This is a genomic window from Streptomyces sp. NPDC058221 (assembly GCF_042882365.1).
Taxonomy (GTDB): domain Bacteria; phylum Actinomycetota; class Actinomycetes; order Streptomycetales; family Streptomycetaceae; genus Streptomyces.
This window is the reverse complement of record NZ_JBHVWF010000003.1, coordinates 120,375-140,693: the sequence shown is the minus strand read 5'-3', so window position 1 is coordinate 140,693 and position 20,319 is coordinate 120,375. Positions and strand designations below refer to the sequence as shown.

Here is a 20,319-nt window from a genome sequence, read left to right as displayed (position 1 = left end):
GCGCCCGAGCCTATAGGCGGTGGCCTGTGCGTGGGGGCCTCACCGGGGGCGCTGCCCCCAACCCCTGCTCCTCAATCGCCGGAGAGGCTTGAAATGCAGGCACCACCGGGGCTCGGCACATTTCAAGCCCCGCCGGCGATTGAGGTGCGGGGGTGCGGGGGCGGAGCCCCCGGTCCTCAGCGGCGGCCCCGCCTCGCCTCGCGTACGCGGCGGAGGCGGTTCACCGTGACCGGGTCGGCCTCCAGCGCCCGCCGGTCGTCCAGGAGCGCGTTCAGCAGCTGGTAGTAGCGGGTCGGCGAGATACCCAGCTGCTCCCTGATCGCCCGCTCCTTCGCCCCCGGCCCCGGCCACGACTGCCGCTCGACCGCCAGCACCGCACGGTCCCGGTCGGAGAGTCCGGCAGGACCACCAGGATCAGCAGGACCGGCAGGAGGGGGCGGCTCGTCGGGGCCGTTCGGAGGAGGGGCGGTCATATCAGCCAATATATTGCGCGCGCGGCGGACCGCTACTCCGCGTTCTCCGCCGTCGTGGACTCCTGCGATATGCGCTCCAGGACACTCTCCGGATTCGCACCCGGCTGGACCGCCTCACCGATGTTCTTCTTGATCGACTCGCTGGCCTGGGCCCAGGACGTCTTGCCGAACGGGTAGAACTCCGCGTTCGGCAGCGCCGCCAGGAACTTGTGCAGCGGCTTGTACTTGGGGTCGCTCTCCATCGAGGCCGAGGCGCTGTCGGTGACCGGCAGCATGTCGTACGTATCGGCGAAGTCGATGACGTTCTTGTCGCTGAACATGTGGTCGAAGAACTTGCCGATCTCGACCCGGTGATCGTTCTGCTTGAACCCCATGATCCAGTCGGCCACGCCCATCGAGCCGTTGGTCGGGCCGGAGACGCCGGGCAGCGGCACCATGCCGACGTCCACGCCCTTCTTCTGGGCCTCCTGCATCAGCGTCGGGTGGCCGTTGAGCATGCCGACGTTGCCGTTGGTGAAGTCCGCGAAGGCCTTCGCCCGGTTGAGCTTTCCGGGGGCGACGGGGCCGACGAGCCCCTTGTCGACGAGGTTGGTCTTCAGCCAGTCGAACGTCTTGATGTTCTCGGCCGAGTCGATGTCGTACGAACCGACGTCGTCGGTGTAGCCACCGCCGCCGCTGAGGAGCCACATCAGGGTCTCGGCCTGGGACTCCTCCTGGCCGAGCGGCAGGGCGAACGGCACCTTCACGCCACGCTGCTTGAGTGCGGCGGCGTCGGCGGCGATGTCGCTCCAGGTCTTCGGGGCGTCGAGGCCCGCCTGGCTGAAGAGCTTCTTGTTGTAGAAGAGCAGCCGGGTGCTGGCGACGAACGGCAGCCCGTACTGGACCTGGCTGACCCGGCCCGCGTCCGCGAGGACCGGCAGGAAGTTCGCCTGGGTGCGGATGCTGAGCATCTTGTCGGCGGAGTAGAGCTTCCCGGCCTTGGCGTAGTCCGCGTATGCGCCGATCTGCGCGATGTCGGGGGCCTTTCCGGCCTTCACCATCTCGGCGACCTTGCGGTCGACGTCCGTCCATGGGAGGACGGTCACATCGACCTTGATGCCGGGGTGGGAGGCCTCGAAGCTCCGGGCGACCCCGTCCCAGTACTTGTCGGAGCTGTTCGCCTCGCCGGTGCCGTAATCGGCCGCGACGAGCTTCAGCGTGACGTCGCCCGAGCCGCCGTCGCCGCCGCATCCCGACAGCGTCGCCGTCATCCCCAGAGCGGCGACAGCCGCCGTCAGTCCCAAGTAACGCCGCTGCACAGCCCAGTCCGTCCTCGTCGATTACGTCATCCGCCGCACCCGCGCCCTCGCGGGGCACTCCGGATGAGCTGCGATTTTCCCCCACCGCATCCGATGAGGTCTACACCACCCCGGTATCGCTTCGGCAACGCGGCAGCATTGCACGGAACGCGGAGTGACTGCTAAGTAGGTCTCGGTCAACCCGGGCCCCGCACAAGGCCTTTACCCTCTAATGGTCCAGACCTTTATACCCGCACGCTCGCGGTGTCGCTGCGCCGCCCCCGCTACCGCCCATGTCGCAAGGAGCTGTCCAGCATGTCCCGTACCGCAACAGAAATTGCCACCCAGCCCAGCTGCTGGCGGCGTGCCGCCGAGGCGGGCGCGGTGGCCGACGGGCTGCCACGTCCGGGCGAGCGGGTCGCCGTCACCGGCTGCGGCACCTCCTGGTTCATGGCCATCGCCTACGCGGCGCTGCGCGAGGCTGCCGGGCAGGGCGAGACGGACGCGTACGCCGCGTCCGAGTTCCCCGCCGGGCGGTCCTACGACCGGGTCGTGGCGATCACCCGCTCCGGCACCACGAGCGAGGTGCTGGCCCTGCTGGGCGAACTGCGCGGAAAGACCCCCACGGTCGCGCTGACCGCCGACCCCGCCACGCCGGTCATGGACGCCGCCGACACGGTGGCCGTACTGGACTGGGCCGATGAGGAGTCGGTCGTGCAGACCCGCTTCGCCACCACCGCGCTCGCCTTCCTGCGGGCCGGTCTCGAGGCGGCCGGTCCGCTCCCGGCGGGCGTGAAGACGGTGACCGAGGCCGCCGTCGACGCGGAGCTGGCGGTGACCGAGCCGCTGGACGAGGCGGTGGTCTCGGCCGAGCAGTGGACGTTCCTGGGGCGCGGCTGGACCTACGGTCTCGCCCAGGAGGCCGGGCTGAAGATGCGCGAGGCGGCGGGCGCCTGGACGGAGTCGTACCCCGCGATGGAGTACCGCCACGGCCCGATCGCGATCACCGGCCCGAACCGGGTGGCGTGGGTCTTCGGAGCGCTGCCCGAGGGCCTGGCGGGCGAGGTCGCGGGGGTCGGCGGAACGCTCGTGGCCCACGCCACCGCCGACCCGATGGCCGACCTGATCCGGGCCCAGCGGCTCGCGGTGGTGCTCGCGGAGTCGAAGGGGTACGACCCGGACCACCCGCGCAATCTGTCCCGCAGTGTGATCCTGCCGGGCTGAGAGCCGGAGCCCGCCCGGCGGGCGCGTTGTCGGTGCGTTGCCGCACGGTTGCGGGCCGATTTTGTATGGATGCTCAACAAACAGCGATAGTGGACTAGACCTTTTGGGGTCCGTCGGGCGAAACTGTTTCCCGTGAAACACGTCATCGCCCTCGATGTGGGCGGCACCGGAATGAAGGCCGCACTGGTCGGGGCCGACGGCGCCCTGCTGCACGAGGCGCGGCGCGCGACCGGCAGAGAGCGCGGGCCCGACGCCGTCGTGGAGTCGGTCCTCGCCTTCGCGGCGGATCTGCGCGCGTACGGCGAGGAGCACCTCGGCGAGAGCGCCCTCGCGGCCGGCGTCGCCGTGCCCGGCATCGTCGACGCCGAGAACGGGATCGCCGTCAACGCGGTGAACCTCGGCTGGCGCGACGTACCCATGCGGCAGCTGCTCGGCGAACGGCTCGGCGGTGTCCCCGTCGCCCTCGGCCACGACGTCAGGACCGGCGGGCTCGCCGAGGGCCGGATCGGTGCGGGCAAGGGCGCCGACCGCTTCCTCTTCGTGCCGCTGGGCACCGGGATCGCCGGCGCCATCGGGATCGCGGGCGCCATCGAGGCGGGCGCCCACGGCTACGCGGGCGAGATCGGCCACATCGTGATCCGGCCGGACGGACCGGACTGCAACTGCGGCCAGCGCGGCTGTCTGGAGACGCTGGCCTCCGCGTCCGCCGTCAGCCGGGCCTGGGCCGCCGCCTCCGGCGATCCGGAGGCCGACGCGGCGGACTGCGCCAAGGCCGTCGAATCGGGCGCCCCGAAGGCCGTCGAGGTCTGGCACAACGCCGTCGCCGACCTCGCCACCGGACTGGTCACCGCCCTCACCCTGCTGGACCCGCGCGTCATCATCATCGGTGGCGGTCTGGCCGAGGCGGGGGAAACCTTGTTCACACCACTCCGTGCGGCCGTCGAGGAACGCGTCACGTTCCAGAAGCTGCCCCACATCGTCCCGGCGGCCCTCGGGGACACCGCCGGATGCCTGGGCGCAGGGCTGCTCGCCTGGGATCTTCTCTCCACGGAGGTATCCGCCTGATGGCCGGACGCGCAGACAGCACCGTTCTCACAGGTGCCCGGGTGGTGCTCCCCACCGGCATCGTCGAGGACGGCCGGGTGATCGTCGAGGGCACCCGCATCGCGGGCAGCCCGGCCCAGGACGCCCCGACACTCGACCTGTCCGGCCACTGGATCGTTCCCGGCTTCGTGGACATGCACAACCACGGCGGCGGCGGCGCGTCCTTCACCTCCGGCACCGTGGAGGACGTCCTGCACGGCGTCCGCACCCACCGCGAGCACGGCACCACCACCCTGGTCGCCTCCACCGTCACCGGCGAGATGGACTTCCTCGCCGAACGGGCCGGCATCCTCTCCGAGCTGGTCGAACAGGGCGATCTGGCCGGCATCCACTTCGAGGGCCCCTTCATCTCGCCGTGCCGCAAGGGCGCGCACAGCGAGGCGCTGCTGCGCGATCCGGACCCGGCCGAGGTCCGCAAGCTGATGGACGCCGCCCGCGGCACCGCGAGGATGTTCACGCTCGCCACCGAACTGCCCGGCGGCATCGAGTCCGTCCGGCTGCTCGCCGAGCACGGCGTCATCGCCGCGATCGGCCACACCGACGCCACGTACGAACAGACCGTCGAGGCGATCGACGCCGGCGCCACCGTCGCCACGCACCTCTACAACGCGATGCCGGGCCTCGGCCACCGCGCACCGGGACCGATCGCCGCCCTCCTGGAGGACGAGCGGATCACCGTCGAGCTGATCAACGACGGCACGCATCTGCACCCGGCCGCCCTGGAGCTGGCCTACCACCACGCGGGCGCCCACCGCGTCGCCCTGATCACCGACGCCATGGACGCGGCCGGCTTCGGCGACGGCCAGTACCAGCTGGGCCCGCTCGCCGTCGAGGTCAAGGAAGGCGTCGCCCGGCTCGTCGAGGGCGGCTCCATCGCCGGCTCCACGCTCACCCTGGACACCGCCTTCCACCGGGCCGTGACCATCGACCGGATCCCGGTCGGCGACGTGGTTCAGTCCATCTCCGCCAACCCGGCCCGGCTGCTCGGCGTGTACGACCGGGTCGGCTCGCTGGAGCCGGGCAAGGACGCCGACCTGGTCGTCCTGGACGCCGACTTCACGCTCAGGGGCGTCATGCGCAAGGGCGAGTGGATCGTCCGGCCGGCGGTCGTGGCGGCGGTCTGACGACAGGCCCCGGACCGTGGGACGGATACGTAACGAAGAGACGGCGGTTGGTCCGGAGGTCTGGGCCGACCGCCGTCTCTTTGGCATGATCGTCCGGGAAAGAGGCAGGGAACGCGCGTTCTGGCAAGGGGTCCGCGCTCAGCACGGATCCGGGAGGCGGCCGAGGTGATCCTCACGGTCACGCTGAACACGGCACTCGACCTGACGTACCGCGTCCCGGCCCTCGTCCCGCACTCCAGCCACCGGGTCACCGAACTCTCCGAGCGCCCCGGCGGCAAGGGGATCAACGTGGCCCGGGTGCTCACCGCCCTCGGCCACGACACCGTCGTCACCGGCTTCTCCGGAGGTGCCACCGGAGCGGTGCTGCGCGAACTGCTCGCCGCACTCCCGGCGGCCGGCGGACCGCGCCCCGCGACCCTCACCGACGCGCTCGTCCCGGTGGCCGGCGACACCCGCCGCACCCTGGCCGTCGTCGACCGGGCCACCGGCGACACCACCCAGTTCAACGAACCGGGACCGCACGTCACGGCCGCCGAGTGGACCGCCTTCCGCCAGTCGTACGAGGAACTGCTCGCCGGCGCCGACGCGGTCGCCCTGTGCGGCAGCCTGCCCCCCGGCATCCACGTCGGCGCCTACGCCGAACTGGTCCGGCCGGCCCGCGCCGCGGGCGTCCCCGTACTCCTGGACACCAGCGGCGAACCGCTGCGCCGCGGCATCGCCGCCCGCCCCGACCTCATCAAGCCGAACACCGAGGAGCTCGCCCAGCTCACCGGCTCCCGCGAACCCCTGCGCGCCACCCGCGACGCCCGCCGCCGCGGCGCACACGCGGTGGTCGCCTCGCTGGGCCCGGACGGGATGCTGGCGATCACCCCGGACGGCAGCTGGCAGGCCTCCCCGCCGGCCCCGGTGAAGGGCAATCCGACCGGGGCGGGCGACTCCGCGGTGGCCGGGCTGCTGTCCGGTCTCGTCGAGGGCCTGAGCTGGCCGGACCGGCTGCGACGGGCGGTGGCACTGTCGACGGCGACCGTGCTGGCCCCCACCGCCGGTGACTTCGACCGCGCGGCCTACGAGGAGCTGCTGCCGCGCGTCGCCATCGAGGAACACGCACCCGGAGCGGCCTGAGCGCCGCACCCCCACCGGGCCCCTCCCGAGGGGCCCGAGGAATCGACAGAGGTCAGCATGCCGCTCGTCAGCACCGGTGAACTCGTCTCCGCCGCCCAGGCCGAGGGACGCGGAATCGCCGCCTTCAACGTCATCACGCTGGAACACGCCGAGGCCATCGCCACCGGCGCGGAGCGCGCCGGAGCGCCCGCGATCCTGCAGATCTCCGAGAACGCCGTGAAGTTCCACGGCGGCCGGCTCTCCGGCATCGCCGCCGCGGCCGCCGCCGTCGCCCGCGCCTCCACCGCCCCGCTCGCCCTCCACCTCGACCACGTCGAGTCCGTGGAGCTGCTGCACCAGGCGCACGACGAGGGCTTCGGCTCGGTGATGTTCGACGCCTCCAAGCTGAGCTACGAGGAGAACGTCCGGGCCACCGCCGCGGCCGTCGCCTGGGGCCACGAGCGCTCCATCTGGATCGAGGCGGAGCTCGGCAAGGTCGGCGGCAAGGAGGGCGAGGCCCCGCTCGACGCCCACGCCCCCGGCGTCCGCACCGACCCGGCCGAGGCAGCCGCGTACGTCGCCGCCACCGGGGTCGACGCGCTGGCCGTCGCGGTGGGCTCCTCGCACGCCATGACGGAGCGCACGGCCGCCCTGGACCATGCCCTGATCGGCCGGCTGCGCGACGCCGTCCCCGTCCCGCTGGTGCTGCACGGCTCCAGCGGCGTCCCGGACGACGAGATCCGCCAGGCCGTCGCCTCGTCCGGCATGGTCAAGATCAACGTCGGCACGGCACTGAACACCGCGTTCACCGGGGCCGTGCGGTCCTACCTGGCCGGGAACGCCACGGGCGTGGACCCGCGCAAGTACATCGCCCCGGGCCGGGAGGCGATGGCCGCGACGGTGGCCGGCTTCCTGGCCCTGATGGGCTGAGCGTCCACGACGACGGCCCCCTCACCGGAAGGCGAGGGGGCCGTCGTCGTGCGCGGGGCGGGCGGGTCAGCGCTTCTGGTGACCCGCCTTCAGCGACAGCTGGTCCAGGTTGGCATCGCACTGGTCACCGTCGTTGCAGGAGATCATCAGGGTGTTCGCACCCTTGGTGAGGTTGACGTAGGCGTACGTCGTCGTCCAGCCCTTCTCCAGGTCGCCCTCGGGGGCGTTGGCGAAGTTCTCCATGTTGATGTCGCGGGGGTCCTCGGCGTTGACCGTGAGGGACGTCTTGGCGTCCTTGCCGGGCACGCCGTACGTCACGAACAGCGTGTACTCACCGGCCTCCGGCACATCGACGGACCAGGTCGCGGACCTGCCGACCTCGTTCAGGTTGATGTACTGGCCGTTGTTGCTCTTGGCGCCCTTGACGCCGTTCTCCAGCTTGGCCGTACCGCCGAGCTTGAGGGACGCCGCGTCCTGCTTCGGGAGCTCGACGGGCGCCGAGGCGCTCGGGGAGTCCTGCGGCTTCGGCGACTCCTCGACCTGTCCGGCCGCGCCGGACGAGGAGGATGCCGCCTCGTCCTTCTTCTTGTCCTTGTCGCCGTCGTCCGTCATCAGCGCGGCACCGATGCCGATGAGCACGACCGCGACGACCGCGACCGCACCGATCAGCAGGCCCTTGGTGTTCGGACCGCCCTTGCCGGGACCGCCGCCGTTGCCGCGGCCGCCCTGGTGCGGGACCTGAGGGGTCTGTGCACCGGGATACGTCTCCGGGGCCGCGTACTGCGCGTTCGGCTGTCCGTACTGGCCCTGGGGCTGGCCGTACTGGGCGTTCTGGCCCTGCGGCGGGTACCCGTAGGCCCCCTGCTGCGGCACCTGCTGGCCGTACTGGCGCTCGCCGACGGTCCGGACCTGGTTGTACGAGGTCCGGGGCACACCCGGCTGCGCGGCGGGGCCCGGGTAGCCGTAGCCGCCGCCCTGACCGCCCGGCGGCTGCGCGCCGGCCGCCCGTCCGTCCTCGTAGAGGTAGCCGAACGGATCGTCGTCCTCGGGCGTGTTCGCGCCGTTGTTCCCGGCCATCCCTTGGTCACTCCTCACCATGTCGCCGGCCGTCAGCCGTATACCGTCAGCCGTCGCCGACCGGCCGAGCCTACCCCGAACGGACCACACCAAGAATTGCCGCAAGCGCGCCGGGAACCGGGGTGGGGTACGCGCCCGGCCCGCCGGTGAACGTCAGCCGGCCCTGCGGTGAACCTTCGACCTGGACCGTTTTTCGACGTACATCCGCTGGTCGGCGGAGCGCAGCACCTCTTCGGCCGTCATGCCGCAGGCGGCCCATCCGATGCCGAAACTCGCCCCGACCCGGACCGCCCTGCCATCGACCCGAATGGGCGGAATAATGGCGTTACGCAGGCGTACGGCCAGGTCCGCGGCGTCTGCGGACCCCAGACCGTCCGCGAGAACGACGAATTCGTCACCCCCGAGCCGGGCGACGGTGTCCCCGTCGCGGACACAGGTGGTGAGCCGGCGGGCGACCTCGATCAGGACGGCGTCCCCGGTGTGGTGACCGAAGCGGTCGTTGATCGACTTGAAGCCGTCCAGGTCGCAGAAGAGGACCGCGAGGCCCTTCGACCCGTCGTCCTTCCCGCTGTCGGGTGCGACGGAATGCACATGGTGGTCGTACGGGCCGACGCCCTGGCCGGCGTCGAAACCGTCCGCGGGGAAGCCGTGCACCCGCGCCTCGTCCACATCGCCATCGCCGTAGGCCGCGTCCAGCGCCTGCACGTCCGTGGACGCCACCGCGTGCGGGCGCTCGCAGAGCCGGGCGCCGAGCCGGGAGCGCAGCTCGGCGCTGTTGGGAAGACCGGTGAGGGCGTCGTGCGAGGCGCGGTGCGCGAGGTTCAGCTCGTGGCGCTTGCGCTCCTCTATGTCCTCGACGTGGGTGAGCAGGAAGCGCGGCCCGTCCGCGGTGTCCGCGACGACGGAGTTGCGCAGCGAGACCCAGAGGTAGGTGCCGTCCCGGCGGCCCAGCCGCAGCTCGGCCCGGCCGCCCTCGGCCGACGTACGGAGCAGGGTGCCGATGTCCTCGGGGTGGACCAGATCGGCGAAGGAGTAGCGGCGCAGCACCGAGGCGGGGCGGCCGAGCAGCCGGCACAGGGCGTCGTTGGTGCGCAGGAGCCGGCCGTGCTGGTCGCCGCCCATCTCCGCGATGGCCATACCGCTGGGGGCGTACTCGAAGGCCTGGCGGAAGGATTCCTCGCTGGCCCGCAGCGCCTGCTGTTCCCGCTCCAGGCGGACCAGGGCCCGCTGCATGTTCGCCCGGAGCCGGGCATTACTGATCGCGATCGCCGCCTGGGAGGCGTACATCTGGAGGGCCTCGCGGCCCCAGGCGCCGGGGCGGCGGCCGTTGCGGGGGCGGTCGACGGATATGACGCCGAGGAGGTCCTGGCCGCTGCCGGAGGCGTACATCGGGGCGTAGAGCCGGTCCTGCGGGTGCCACTCGTCATCGAAGCGGGGCTCGGGGCCCTCGGTGTGCCACTGCGGGACGTCGTCGTCCAGGAGGACCCAGCCGTCGGTGTGCGCTATGAAGCGGAGCTCGTCCCATATCTCGCCCATGGCCAGCCGGCGCTCCCAGGAGATCCGCGAGCCGACGCGGCCGGTGATCAGGGCCTCGGCGGCGCTGTTCCCGGCGAAGGCGGCGACCACGAGGTCACCGTCGGGACGGACGAGGTTGACGCAGGCCAGCTCGTAGCCGAGACCGGCGACGATCCCGTCGGCCACGGTCTGCAGTGTGTCGGCCAGGCTCCGTGCCGTGTTGAGATCGGCCACGGCCTGGTGCAGCTGCCGCATCGTCGCAAGACGGACGTACGGCTCCGACTCGGCCTCCATCGCTCGCACTCCCCGAGACCTCGACAGCACTCCAGGTTTCATATCGGCGTACTTGACGTACTTACTGCAGTGTCACGGCCACTGAATCACAGTGAGCTGTGCACCCGGTACACAGGGTCAACAAATACTGCGCTCTGTGACTCAAGTCACAAGAGATGATAAAGGGGCCTCCGGTTCGACGGAGGTCCTAGGACCCGGCTGGTCCCCTGGCCCGATGCGGTGGTGCGCCGCCCACGGCTAGCGTGCCCGGTGTGTTGCAGACGAAGCCCCCCGCCCCGCGTTCCGAGCCCATCCCCCATGCTGAGGGGGTGAGCAACGACGAGTTCCGTGGCGCCCTCGCCCGACTGGCCGCCGGTGTGGTGCTGATCACCGCCCAGGAGCCGCCGCTCGACGAGCACGGGCGCGGTGAGGACGTCGGCATGACCGCGACCGCGTTCATGTCGGTCTCGCTGGACCCGCCGCTGGTCATGGTGAGCCTGCGCAACGACTCACGGATGGACGACCTGCTGGCGGAGCAGCCGCTGTGGGCCGTCTCGGTGCTGGCGGAGAGCCAGCGGCACATCGCCGGACGCTTCGCCATGAAGGGCCGGATCAGCGACCGGCTGCTCTTCGAGGACATCCCCTATGTACGCGGGGAGATCACCGGGGCACCGCTGGCCGGGGGCGCGCTCGCCACACTGGAGTGCCGCACGGAGCAGCGGATCACGGCGGGCGACCACACGCTGGTGATCGGACGGGTGCTCGGTGCCGCGCTGCCGAGCGTGGAGGGCGGCCCGCTGACGTACTTCCGCGGGCGCTACCGGCAGCTGGGCTGACGGCGGGCACGCCGGCCCGGCGGCCGGGCCGAACCGGGCTGACGCCGGTCGCTGCCGGTTCCCGGGCCGCCAGCGGGCGCGCTGCCCGCGGCCGCCGGATCTACCAGTCGCGGCCCGAGCGGCCGCGCTTGGTGTCGCCGCGCTGCTTCTTCTCGCGCAGCCTGCGTTCGTTGATACCGCGCGGGATCTTGCGCTTCACGCGCGGCTTGGGGGGCGGCGCGGTGGCTTCGGCGAGCAGCGCGGTGAGCCGCACCGCGGCCGTCTCACGGTTGCGCCACTGGGAGCGGTGTTCCGAGGAGCGGACCGACACCACGCCGTTGACCAGCCGGTTCGCCAGCCGCTCCAGCGCGCGCTCCTTCCACACCTCGGGCAGCGACTCGGTCGCCGCGAGGTCGAAGCGCAGCTCCACCTGGGAGTCGCTGGTGTTGACGTGCTGCCCGCCAGGCCCCGAGGACCGCGAGAAACGCCACATGAGCTCGGCCTCCGGCAGGGAGACCGCACCGCGGATGACATAGGGCCCGGACATGACACCCATGTTCCACGGCCCACCGCCTGTTCGTCACCTCCTTTAGCCGTGCCCGTCCGCGGTTCCAGCCGCGTCGGCCCCGGTTCGGCAAAGAAAGCAAAGGCGGAAGGAACCTCCCGGTCCCCTGCCTGCGTTATGGACTGTGACGGTAGCTTCGTGACGACACGAAGCCCGCACACGACAGATGAAAGGGACTTCCCATGGCAGTAAGCCTGTCCAAGGGCGGCAACGTCTCCCTCACCAAGGAGGCCCCCGGCCTCACCGCCGTCACGGTCGGCCTCGGCTGGGACGTCCGGACCACCACCGGCACCGACTTCGACCTCGACGCCTCGGCCATCGCGGTCAACGCCGCCGGGAAGGTCTTCTCCGACGGTCACTTCGTCTTCTTCAACAACAAGGCGACGCCGGACCAGACCATCGTGCACACCGGTGACAACGTCACGGGTGAGGGCGAGGGCGACGACGAGCAGATCAACGTCAACCTGGCGGGCCTGCCTGCGGACATCGACAAGATCGTCTTCCCGGTGTCGATCTACGACGCCGAGACCCGCAGCCAGAACTTCGGCCAGGTGCGGAACGCCTACATCCGCATCCTCAACCAGGCCGGCGGCGCCGAGATCGCCCGCTACGACCTGAGCGAGGACGCCGCCACCGAGACCGCCATGGTCTTCGGCGAGCTGTACCGCAACGGCGCCGAGTGGAAGTTCCGTGCCGTCGGCCAGGGCTACGCCTCCGGCCTGCGCGGCATCGCATCGGACTTCGGCGTCACTCTCTGACGCTCCGTCCACTCATACGGGAGCCCCCGGCCGAACGTCCTGCGGCCGGGGGCTCTCGCATGTCCGCATACCACCGATCGCCCCCAACGGTGCGAACGACACGCGGCGTTGTCCAACCGATGGAAGTCCGATGGAAGTCCGCCGGATAACGGACACAGGCGCACCCCAGTCGGACAAGAACTGGTCAAGGAAATGTGAGGTAATTGTTAGTACACAGTCAATGTCGGTCATTCAGTGGCACGCTCTCCGCTCGTAACCCCCCACGGAACGAGCAACGGAGAGCCCATGACCCCCCACATGAACACCCGTCGCGCCGCAGCCCTGGCCGCCGTGGCCGCGATGGTCGTCGTCGGAGTGCAGACCGGTACGGCGAACGCCGGCCAGACCACCCCGGCCGACGGTTCCTCCGCCTCACCCCGCACTTCCTCGCCCGCCTTCAGCAGCGCCTCGACGCAGGCCAAGGCCATCAAGTCGGCGCAGGCCGACGCCTCTTCGGCCGCCGCCACGCTGAAGCTCGGCGGCAAGGAGAAGCTGGTCGCCCGTGACGTGATCAAGGACGCCAAGGGCACGGTCCACACCCGCTACGAGCGCACCTACGCCGGACTGCCCGTCATCGGCGGCGACCTGGTCACCCACACCGCGAGCAACGGCAAGCTCAAGAGCGTCACCAAGGCGACGAACGCCAAGATATCCGTGCCGTCCACGACGGCGAAGATCAAGACGGTGGCCGGTGCCCGCAAGGTGATCTGGGCGGGCGGCTCCAAGCCCGTCCTCGCGCTCCAGTCGGTGAAGACCGGGGTGCAGAAGGACGGCACGCCGAGCCGCAAGCGCATCATCACCGATGCCATCACCGGCAAGGTCCTCCACAGCTACGAGGAGATCGAGACCGCCGGTGTCGGCAACAGCCAGTACAGCGGCAAGGTCGACCTGTCCACCACCGAGGCCGGTTCCGGCTTCGAGCTGACCGACGGCGACCGCGGCGGCCACAAGACGTACGACCTGAACCAGGGCGAGAGCGGCACCGGCGACCTCGTCACCGACGACGACAACACCTGGGGCGACGGCACCGGCAACGACCGCCAGACCGCCGCGGTCGACGCCCACTACGGCGCCGCGGAGACCTGGGACTTCTACAAGGACGTGCTCGGCCGCGACGGCATCGCGGGCGACGGCAAGGCCGCCTACTCCCGCGTCCACTACGGCGACGCGTACGTCAACGCGTTCTGGGACGACAGCTGCTTCTGCATGACGTACGGCGACGGCGCCGACAACAAGAGCGCCCTCACCGGCCTCGACGTCGCCGGCCACGAGATGAGCCACGGGCTGACCTCGTCGACCGCCAACCTCGACTACGTGGGCGAGTCCGGCGGCCTCAACGAGGCGACCAGCGACATCTTCGGCACCGCGGTGGAGTTCTACTCCGACAACAGCACCGACGTCGGCGACTACCTCATCGGCGAGGCCATCGACATCAACGGCGACGGCACCCCGCTGCGCTACATGGACGAGCCGAGCAAGGACGGCGGCTCGGCCGACTACTGGGACAGCAGCGTCGGTGACCAGGACGTGCACTACTCGTCCGGTGTCGCCAACCACTTCTTCTACCTGCTGGCCGAGGGCAGCGGCGCCAAGACCATCAACGGCGTCGACTACGACTCCCCGACCTCCGACGGCTCCACCGTCACCGGCATCGGCCGGGACAAGGCCATCCAGGTCTGGTACAAGGCCCTCTCCGAGTACATGACCTCGTCCACCGACTACGCGGACGCCCGCACCGCCACCGAGAAGGCGGCGACCGACCTGTACGGGGCGGACAGCGCCGAGCTGAAGGCCGTCGACGCCGCCTGGGCCGGCGTCAACGTGAAGTAACGCCTCATCCGTTGCTCCGGGAGCCGGTCAGCCGTTCGCGGCGGGCCGGCTCCTGCCGTACAGCCACTTCTTCCACAGCTCCGTCAGATCCCGGCCGGTCGTCTTCTCCACGTACGCGGTGAAGTCCGCCGTCGTGGCGTTGCCGTGCCGGTGGGCCTTCGTCCAGCCCGCGAGCAGCGCGAAGAACTTCTTGTCGTCGTCCACCGCCGCACGGATCCTGTGGATCGCCATGGCCCCGCGCCCGTACACCGGCGGATCCGAGATGTTCGACGGGCCCGGCGGATCGGCGGGCGGGAAGGCCCAGTTGGCGTCATCCTTGTAGGCCGCGTCGAACGACTCCCGGGCCGGAGTGTCCGCCTTCTCCTCCTCCCACAGCCACTCCGCGTAGGTCGCCAGACCCTCGTTGAGCCACATGTCCTGCCAGCTCGCGGGCGTGACCGAGTCGCCGAACCACTGGTGCGCCATCTCGTGGACGAGCAGACCGATACTCGGCGGCCCGGGGAAGAACGGGCGGTTCTGCGTCTCCAGCGCATACCCGGCGTCGCCCTTGCGCCCGACGATCGCGCCGGTGGCGGAGAACGGGTACGGGCCGAAGTGCGCGGCCTCCCACTTCACCACCTCGGGGACCCTGGACACGGTCCGCGCACTCGCCTCCGCCGACTCCGGATCCACGGCGGTGAACACCGTGATGCCGCCCGCCATCGTCGACTTCTTCGTCCCGAACCTGCCCACGGCCAGCGTCGCGAGGTAGCTCGCCATCGGTGCGGGGGTGTGCCAGCGGTACGTGGTGCGGCCGCCGGCCGTCCTGGGCGTACCGGCCGGTTCACCGTTGGAGACCGCCGTCAGACCCTGGGGGACGGTGACCGACAGATCGTAGGAGGCCTTGTCGCTCGGGTGGTTGTTGCCCGGGAACCAGGCCATCGAGCCGGTCGGTTCACCCAGCGCCACCGCCCCGTCGGCGGTCCGCAGCCAGCCCTCCTCGGAGTCGTCCGGGTCGGTGATGGTCTTCGGGGAACCCGAGTAGTGGACGACCGTACGGAAGGTCCGGCCCCGGCGGAGCCGGTCCTGGACCTCGATGTCCGGACGCAGCGTCAGCTCGTCGCCCGCCCGGTTGACGGCGGCGGGGCGCCCCTCCACCGTGGCCGACGTGACCGTCAGACCGGCCAGATCGAGGTTGAACGAGCTGAGGTCCTGGGTGGCACGCGCGGTGATCGTGGCGGTGCCGCGCAGCCGGTGCGCGCCGGGGTCGACGTCGAGCGCGAGGCCGTAGTGCGTGACGTCGTAGCCGCCGTTGCCCAGCTTGGGGAAGTACGGATCGCGCACACCGGAGGCACCCGGCTTGCCCTCCACCCCTCCACCGCAGGCGGGGGCGAGCAGCGCGAGGGCGAGCAACAGGAAGGCCCGCCCGGACCTGCGCGGTGTGCGTGCGGTGCCACGTACCGGGTGTCGGTGATCCACACCGGTGATCCTAGGTGCGGAATGTCGGATTCCTGGGTGCGCGCCCGGCCCCGCGGCCCCTCAGAGCACCGCGATCCCCAGCGGCCGGTCCCCCGCCGCCAGCCGGACCGGGGGTGTGTCGCCGGCCAGGTCGACGACGGTGATCCCATTCCAGTACCCGTCCCGGGTGAAGCCCCCGGTGACGTACGCCGTGCGGCCGTCACCGGACACCGCCACGTCCTCGTGCGGACCGTCCAGGGGCACGACCCGTTCGCTGCCGTCCGGGGCACGGACGGTGAGCGACGCGTCCTTGTCGTCGGCGGCGATCGGACCGGTGCCGACGACGAGCAGCGTGCCGTCGGGGGCCAGGGCCGCGCCGTGCTGGTGGGTGTCGGCCGTCATCCGCTCGACCGTGACCTTCCCGGTGCGCGGGTCGAGGACCGCCAGCCGCTCGCCCTCGAACGGCAGCAGCAGCTTGCCGTCCTGCGGGCGGACGGCCGCGTAGTGCGGCTTCAGCCAGGAGCCGAGACCGCCCTCGGTGCCGTACGGGGCGACCTCCATCCGCCGGGCGCGCAGCGTGTCCGTACGGACCGCCGTCACATCGAAGGAGTCATGGCCGGTGGCGTACACCTCGCCGCCGTCGCGCGAGACGTCCACGTCGAAGGGGCGGCGGCCGACCGCAACGGTGTCCGTCACCTTCCGCGTCCCGGTGTCGATCACCTCCAGCACCCCTTTCGCGTCCGGCACGTTGACGCCGACATAGGCGTGCCTGCCGTCGGGGGCCAAGGCGATGCCCATGCCCCCGCCCCGGTACTCGCCGGTGGTGACGGGCCCGGTCGCCGTCCGGTACGGAATGCGCGCCGTCCGGATGCGGCTCTTCGTGTCCACCACCGCGACGCCCTCGGCCGTCGCCACCCAGGCCCGGCCATCCGCGCCGACGACCAGGCCGTACGGGGCGGCGCCGACCTCGACCCGGTCGAACGCGCCGCGCTCCGGATCGACGAACGTCACCGTGTCACCGCCGAAGTCGGCGACGAGCAGCGTGCCGTCCGGGGTGGCCCCGGCCCTCGCGGTCGCGGCCGGGGCCTTCGCGGCCGGGGCCTTCGCGGCCGGGGTCTTCGCAGCTGGGGCGGGGGTGGTGACGCCGGACGTGTCCGCCGCGCAGCCCGCGAGAACGGCCGCGGCGGCCGCCAGGGCGAGTGCGCCCGCCAGGCGCCGCCGGCCGGGCGGGACTCCGCGGCCCCGCCCCCGGACCGGGCGGCGGGCGGTCACCGGGTGTCCCGCAACAGCGCCGCGATCTCCGCGAACCCGCGGCGCTCCGCATGCTCCAGCGCCGTGACGCCGTCGCCGTCCGGCAGCTCGGGCGTCGCACCCGCGGCCAGCAGCAGCTCGACGATCTCCCGGTGCGCCCGGCCCCCGTCGCCGAGGATCACGGCCTCCAGCAGGGCAGTCCAGCCCAGCCGGTTGACGTGGTCGACGTCGATGTCCGTGACCCGGAGCAGCTCCCGTACGTAGGCGACATGGCCGCGCTCGCTCGCCGGGATCAGCGCGATGCCGCCGAACCGGTTGCGGAGCTTGAGATCCGGCCCGGCCGGCAGCAGCGCGTGCAGCATCGGGACGCTGCCGGTGACGCCGGTGGCCAGCCAGGGGCTCTCCTCGCGCCGGTCCTGCGCATCGGGGTCGGCGCCTGCCGCGACGAGCAGCTGGGCCACCTCGACGTGGCCGCCGTGGACGGCCAGGAGCAGCGGGGTGCGCAGCTCCTCGTCGCGGACGTCCACCCGGGCGCCGCCCTCGATCGCGGTGCGCACCCGGTCGGGGTCGCCGGTGCGTGCGGCGGCGAGCAGCTGGTGATCGAGGGCGTTCATATCCGTCTCCCGGGGTTGTTCCGACTACGTGGCGGGCTGCGTGGCGGGCTACTTGGCGAGGGCGGCGGCGCCGGCCTGCGCGAACTTCTCGTCGAGGTCGCCGCTGGGCGCCCCCGCCACTCCGACGCCCGCCACCGGAGCGCCCTTGACCTGCACCGGGGCGCCGCCCGCGAGGAACAGGGTGCCAGGGATGTCCTTCAGGTTCGGGGTCTGGTCCAGCCGCTCGGCCAGCTCGGACGTGGGGGCGTTCCACGACACGGCGGTGTACGCCTTCTTCACGGCCGACTCGTACGCCTGCGGGCCCGCACCGTCGCCGCGCAGGGTGACGATCGTGTTGCCGTTGCGGTCGACGACGGAGACGGCGACCTTCTGGTGCTCCTTCTCCGCCGCGTCCAGCGCAGCCTGGGCGGCCTTCGACGCGGCGTCGACGGTCAGGTGCGTGGACTGCTGGAGGTTCCGGTTCGCGGTGTCGGCCTTGACGGCGGCGGCGGGCGCGGCGGCCGGGGCGGAAGCGTTCGCGGAGACGGCACCGAAGGTGCCGGCCCCGAGAGCGGCGGCGGCGACGGTACCGGTCAGGACACGGGTGCGCAGCGACATCTTCTTCATGGTGGGCTCCTCAGCAAAGGCATTCGGTGGTTCCTGCGTTCTGAGATCAATGCTCCGGCCGGACCCGGGGCCCGGCCGTCGTCGTACCGGCTCGACGCCGCGTGCGGGACGGCTGACGGCCCCATCGGCCGATCGGTTGATGCGGGCGCGCCCGATCGGGGTGACGATGGAATGTCCGCGCAGGTCAGCAGCGGTCCCGCAGAGCGGGGCACGGCCGGGAGAAGGGGGTGGGGTACGGGTGGAGCGACGAAGCCGGTCGGGACGCGGTGCCGGGCCGTCCGGCGACCTCGGCACCGGAGGCCTCGGCACCGGCACCGGAGATCTCGGCGCGCGCGGTCCCGGCACCCGCGGTCCCGGCGCGCGGGCCGGTGACGCGGACACCCGGGCGCTCGCCGTGCTCATGCACGCCGCGTTCTTCCTGCTGCTGGGCGCCTCGCTGACCCGCTTCCTGCTGCGCCACCCGGGCGAGGCCCGCACCCCGTGGATCATCGGGCTGTCCGTCGCACTGGCCGCCCTGTACGTACTCGGCCCGGTGCTCGGCTCCCGCCCGACCCCGCGCAGCCTCATCTGGCTCGGGGTGCTGGTCGCCGTGTGGATGGTCCTGGTCGTCCTCGCACCGAGCTTCGCGTGGTGCGCGGTGCCGCTGTTCTACACCGGGCTGCGCATCCTGCCGCCGCGCGCCGCACTGGCCCTGGTCGCGCTGCTCACCCTGTTCGTCGTCGCCGCACAGCTACGGCTGGCCGACGGCTTCGACCCGAACCTGGTGCTCGCCCCGCCCGCCGTCGCGGCCGTCGCCACGGCCGTCTTCGTCCATATGCGGCGGCAGGCCGCCACCCAGGACGAGCTCATCGACGACCTGCTCCGCACCCGCCGCGAACTGGCCGCCACCGAACGGCGCGAAGGCACCCTCGCCGAACGCCAGCGGCTCTCCATGGAGATCCACGACACCCTGGCCCAGGGCCTGTCCAGCCAGCAGATGCTGCTCCAGGCCGCCGACCGCACCTGGGACACCGACCCGGCGACCGCCCGCCGCCATGTCCGTACCGCCACCGGCATCGCGGAACGCAACCTCGCCGAGGCCCGCCGCTTCGTCCACGACCTGGCCCCCGCCGACCTCGCCGAGGGCGGCGGCCTGGACGCCGCCCTGTACGCACTCGCCGACCGCGAAACCACCCAGGCCCAGGGCCGGCTGACCGTGCGCTGCCATGTCGAGGGCGCGCCGCACACCGCGCTGCCCGACCGGGTGCAGTCCGCGCTGCTGCGGATCGCCCAGGGCGCCCTGGCCAACGTGACCGAGCACGCGGGCGCCACGGAGGCCGCCCTGACCCTCACCCACCTCGACGACCGGACCGTCCTCGACATCGCGGACAACGGCCACGGCTTCGCCCCCGCCGCGCACACCGGGGCCACGGGCGGCGTACGCGGTCACGGACTGCCCGCGATGCGCGCCCGGCTGCGCCAGCTCGGCGGCACCCTGACCATTGAATCCGCACCGGGCGAAGGCACCGTGGTGACCGCCGCCGTCCCCCTCACCGACGGACCATCCGCCGCCCTCACCCACCGGGACCCCGTATGACCGCCCCGCACCCGCCCGTCCCCACGCCCGTCCGCATCCTGCTCTGCGACGACCACGCCGTCGTACGCGCCGGACTCCTCGCACTCCTCGGCAGCGAACCCGATATCGAGGTCGTCGGGGAGGCCGGCAGCGGCGAGGAGGCCGTCGCCCTGGCCGCCAAGCTCACCCCCGACGTCGTCCTGATGGACCTCCAGCTGGGCGAGGGCATCGACGGCGTCGAGACGACCCGCCGGATCGTGGCCGGCACCGACGACGCCCACGTCCTGGTCCTCACCACGTACGACACGGACGCCGACATCACCCGGGCCATCGAGGCGGGCGCCACCGGCTACCTGCTGAAGGCCGAACGCCCGGAGGAGCTCTTCGCCGCGATCCGCTCGGCAGCCCAGGGCCGCACCGCCCTCTCCCCGCCCGTCGCCAGCCGCGTCATGGCACGGATGCGCAAGCCGCTGCCCACCCTCACCGACCGCGAACGCGACATCCTCGGCCAGCTCTCCCAGGGCCTCGGCAACCGCGACATCGCCCGCGCCCTGTTCATCAGCGAGGCCACCGTGAAGACGCACCTGGGCCGGATCTACGACAAGCTCGGCGTCGACACCCGCGCCGGGGCGGTCGCCGTGGCCAAGGAGCAGCGGCTGCTGCCCTGAGGGCTGGGGCCATCCCGGCGGCGTTTCACATAAGACGAGCGAAGTGGAAGACCCTCGGCGCGCAATACCCGTCCTGACGGTCC

Annotated in this window: 19 protein-coding genes; 10 read left to right on the top strand and 9 right to left on the bottom strand. The window is 71.9% G+C overall.

All coding sequences use genetic code 11. The features are described 5' to 3' along the window. Nucleotides 1-176: 176 nt before the first annotated feature. Together ACFVW8_RS02370 and ACFVW8_RS02365 are read right to left on the bottom strand one after the other, a co-directional pair. Complete coding sequence (locus ACFVW8_RS02370; protein WP_389685681.1) at nucleotides 177-473, bottom strand: DUF3263 domain-containing protein; 297 nt, start codon at nucleotides 471-473, stop codon at nucleotides 177-179. Nucleotides 474-505: 32 nt separating this feature from the next. Then, on the bottom strand, nucleotides 506-1,723 hold the full coding sequence (locus ACFVW8_RS02365; RefSeq protein WP_389685692.1) for an extracellular solute-binding protein: 1,218 nt from the start codon (nucleotides 1,721-1,723) through the stop codon (nucleotides 506-508). 342 nt (nucleotides 1,724-2,065) lie between these two features. Here ACFVW8_RS02365 and ACFVW8_RS02360 point away from each other — a divergent pair, with 342 nt between their 5' ends. The 5 genes from ACFVW8_RS02360 (at nucleotide 2,066) to ACFVW8_RS02340 (ending at nucleotide 7,233) form a co-directional block, all read left to right on the top strand. Then, complete coding sequence (locus tag ACFVW8_RS02360) at nucleotides 2,066-2,974, top strand: SIS domain-containing protein (RefSeq protein WP_389685680.1); 909 nt, start codon at nucleotides 2,066-2,068, stop codon at nucleotides 2,972-2,974. A 132-nt stretch (nucleotides 2,975-3,106) separates the two neighbouring features. Continuing rightward, entirely contained in the window at nucleotides 3,107-4,039 is a 933-nt protein-coding gene (locus tag ACFVW8_RS02355; protein WP_389685679.1) for an ROK family protein, read from the top strand. After that, complete coding sequence (gene nagA, locus ACFVW8_RS02350) at nucleotides 4,039-5,202, top strand: N-acetylglucosamine-6-phosphate deacetylase (RefSeq protein WP_389685678.1); 1,164 nt, start codon at nucleotides 4,039-4,041, stop codon at nucleotides 5,200-5,202. The genes ACFVW8_RS02355 and nagA overlap by 1 nt, the downstream gene beginning before the upstream one ends. Nucleotides 5,203-5,367: 165 nt before the next feature. Then, a complete protein-coding gene (locus ACFVW8_RS02345) occupies nucleotides 5,368-6,324 on the top strand; it encodes a 1-phosphofructokinase family hexose kinase (protein WP_389685677.1) in 957 nt (318 codons plus the stop codon). Between the two features lie 57 nt (nucleotides 6,325-6,381). Next, on the top strand, nucleotides 6,382-7,233 hold the full coding sequence (locus ACFVW8_RS02340) for a ketose-bisphosphate aldolase (RefSeq protein ID WP_389685676.1): 852 nt from the start codon (nucleotides 6,382-6,384) through the stop codon (nucleotides 7,231-7,233). A 66-nt stretch (nucleotides 7,234-7,299) separates the two neighbouring features. Here the strand turns inward: ACFVW8_RS02340 and ACFVW8_RS02335 are convergent, their stop codons facing one another. Further along, nucleotides 7,300-8,310, bottom strand: a complete 1,011-nt coding sequence (locus ACFVW8_RS02335; RefSeq protein ID WP_389685675.1) for a carbohydrate-binding protein — start codon at nucleotides 8,308-8,310, stop codon at nucleotides 7,300-7,302. 153 nt (nucleotides 8,311-8,463) lie between these two features. Beyond that, nucleotides 8,464-10,119, bottom strand: coding sequence for a diguanylate cyclase CdgB (gene cdgB / locus ACFVW8_RS02330; RefSeq protein WP_389685674.1), 1,656 nt, complete (start codon nucleotides 10,117-10,119; stop codon nucleotides 8,464-8,466). Nucleotides 10,120-10,427: 308 nt separating this feature from the next. Between cdgB and ACFVW8_RS02325 the strand changes: the two genes are divergently transcribed. Beyond that, the gene (locus tag ACFVW8_RS02325) at nucleotides 10,428-10,934 is read left to right on the top strand and encodes a flavin reductase family protein (protein ID WP_389685673.1); all 507 of its coding nucleotides are present in this window, start codon (nucleotides 10,428-10,430) and stop codon (nucleotides 10,932-10,934) included. A 100-nt stretch (nucleotides 10,935-11,034) separates the two neighbouring features. Here ACFVW8_RS02325 and arfB read toward each other — a convergent pair whose 3' ends face one another. Beyond that, a complete protein-coding gene (arfB, locus tag ACFVW8_RS02320; RefSeq protein WP_356319017.1) occupies nucleotides 11,035-11,469 on the bottom strand; it encodes an alternative ribosome rescue aminoacyl-tRNA hydrolase ArfB in 435 nt (144 codons plus the stop codon). 191 nt (nucleotides 11,470-11,660) lie between these two features. Here arfB and ACFVW8_RS02315 point away from each other — a divergent pair, with 191 nt between their 5' ends. Together ACFVW8_RS02315 and ACFVW8_RS02310 are read left to right on the top strand one after the other, a co-directional pair. Beyond that, complete coding sequence (locus tag ACFVW8_RS02315) at nucleotides 11,661-12,236, top strand: TerD family protein (RefSeq protein ID WP_389685672.1); 576 nt, start codon at nucleotides 11,661-11,663, stop codon at nucleotides 12,234-12,236. Nucleotides 12,237-12,521: 285 nt separating this feature from the next. Then, nucleotides 12,522-14,105, top strand: a complete 1,584-nt coding sequence (locus ACFVW8_RS02310; RefSeq protein ID WP_389685671.1) for a M4 family metallopeptidase — start codon at nucleotides 12,522-12,524, stop codon at nucleotides 14,103-14,105. 27 nt (nucleotides 14,106-14,132) lie between these two features. On the opposite strand, the gene ACFVW8_RS02305 is transcribed toward ACFVW8_RS02310, so the two are convergent. The 4 genes from ACFVW8_RS02305 to ACFVW8_RS02290 are packed head-to-tail and all read right to left on the bottom strand — an operon-like array spanning nucleotide 14,133 to nucleotide 18,013. Continuing rightward, on the bottom strand, nucleotides 14,133-15,563 hold the full coding sequence (locus ACFVW8_RS02305; RefSeq protein WP_389685670.1) for a M1 family metallopeptidase: 1,431 nt from the start codon (nucleotides 15,561-15,563) through the stop codon (nucleotides 14,133-14,135). A 60-nt stretch (nucleotides 15,564-15,623) separates the two neighbouring features. Beyond that, nucleotides 15,624-16,814 carry a YncE family protein gene (locus ACFVW8_RS02300; RefSeq protein WP_389685669.1) on the bottom strand — a complete coding sequence of 397 codons (1,191 nt, stop codon included), beginning with the start codon at nucleotides 16,812-16,814 and terminating at the stop codon, nucleotides 15,624-15,626. Then, nucleotides 16,811-17,407 (bottom strand): ankyrin repeat domain-containing protein, encoded by a 597-nt coding sequence (locus ACFVW8_RS02295; protein ID WP_389685668.1) that lies wholly within the window; start codon nucleotides 17,405-17,407, stop codon nucleotides 16,811-16,813. Before ACFVW8_RS02295 ends, ACFVW8_RS02300 begins: the two co-directional genes overlap by 4 nt. 48 nt (nucleotides 17,408-17,455) lie before the next feature. Further along, the gene (locus ACFVW8_RS02290) at nucleotides 17,456-18,013 is read right to left on the bottom strand and encodes a heme-binding protein (RefSeq protein ID WP_389685667.1); all 558 of its coding nucleotides are present in this window, start codon (nucleotides 18,011-18,013) and stop codon (nucleotides 17,456-17,458) included. Between the two features lie 238 nt (nucleotides 18,014-18,251). Between ACFVW8_RS02290 and ACFVW8_RS02285 the strand changes: the two genes are divergently transcribed. Continuing rightward, a complete protein-coding gene (locus tag ACFVW8_RS02285; protein WP_389685666.1) occupies nucleotides 18,252-19,589 on the top strand; it encodes a sensor histidine kinase in 1,338 nt (445 codons plus the stop codon). Then, complete coding sequence (locus ACFVW8_RS02280) at nucleotides 19,586-20,236, top strand: response regulator (RefSeq protein WP_389685665.1); 651 nt, start codon at nucleotides 19,586-19,588, stop codon at nucleotides 20,234-20,236. The genes ACFVW8_RS02285 and ACFVW8_RS02280 overlap by 4 nt, the downstream gene beginning before the upstream one ends. Nucleotides 20,237-20,319 lie beyond the last annotated feature (83 nt).

Excerpts from the sequence above, each read along its gene's own strand:
- ACFVW8_RS02310 (WP_389685671.1), top strand. The coding sequence starts at position 12,522 with ATGACCCCCCACATGAACACCCGTCGCGCCGCAGCCCTGGCCGCCGTG.
- arfB (WP_356319017.1), bottom strand. The coding sequence starts at position 11,469 with ATGGGTGTCATGTCCGGGCCCTATGTCATCCGCGGTGCGGTCTCCCTG.
- ACFVW8_RS02360 (WP_389685680.1), top strand. The coding sequence starts at position 2,066 with ATGTCCCGTACCGCAACAGAAATTGCCACCCAGCCCAGCTGCTGGCGG.
- ACFVW8_RS02340 (WP_389685676.1), top strand. The coding sequence starts at position 6,382 with ATGCCGCTCGTCAGCACCGGTGAACTCGTCTCCGCCGCCCAGGCCGAG.
- cdgB (WP_389685674.1), bottom strand. The coding sequence starts at position 10,119 with ATGGAGGCCGAGTCGGAGCCGTACGTCCGTCTTGCGACGATGCGGCAG.
- ACFVW8_RS02335 (WP_389685675.1), bottom strand. The coding sequence starts at position 8,310 with ATGGCCGGGAACAACGGCGCGAACACGCCCGAGGACGACGATCCGTTC.
- ACFVW8_RS02295 (WP_389685668.1), bottom strand. The coding sequence starts at position 17,407 with ATGAACGCCCTCGATCACCAGCTGCTCGCCGCCGCACGCACCGGCGAC.
- ACFVW8_RS02280 (WP_389685665.1), top strand. The coding sequence starts at position 19,586 with ATGACCGCCCCGCACCCGCCCGTCCCCACGCCCGTCCGCATCCTGCTC.
- ACFVW8_RS02315 (WP_389685672.1), top strand. The coding sequence starts at position 11,661 with ATGGCAGTAAGCCTGTCCAAGGGCGGCAACGTCTCCCTCACCAAGGAG.
- ACFVW8_RS02290 (WP_389685667.1), bottom strand. The coding sequence starts at position 18,013 with ATGAAGAAGATGTCGCTGCGCACCCGTGTCCTGACCGGTACCGTCGCC.
- ACFVW8_RS02365 (WP_389685692.1), bottom strand. The coding sequence starts at position 1,723 with ATGACGGCGACGCTGTCGGGATGCGGCGGCGACGGCGGCTCGGGCGAC.
- nagA (WP_389685678.1), top strand. The coding sequence starts at position 4,039 with ATGGCCGGACGCGCAGACAGCACCGTTCTCACAGGTGCCCGGGTGGTG.
- ACFVW8_RS02370 (WP_389685681.1), bottom strand. The coding sequence starts at position 473 with ATGACCGCCCCTCCTCCGAACGGCCCCGACGAGCCGCCCCCTCCTGCC.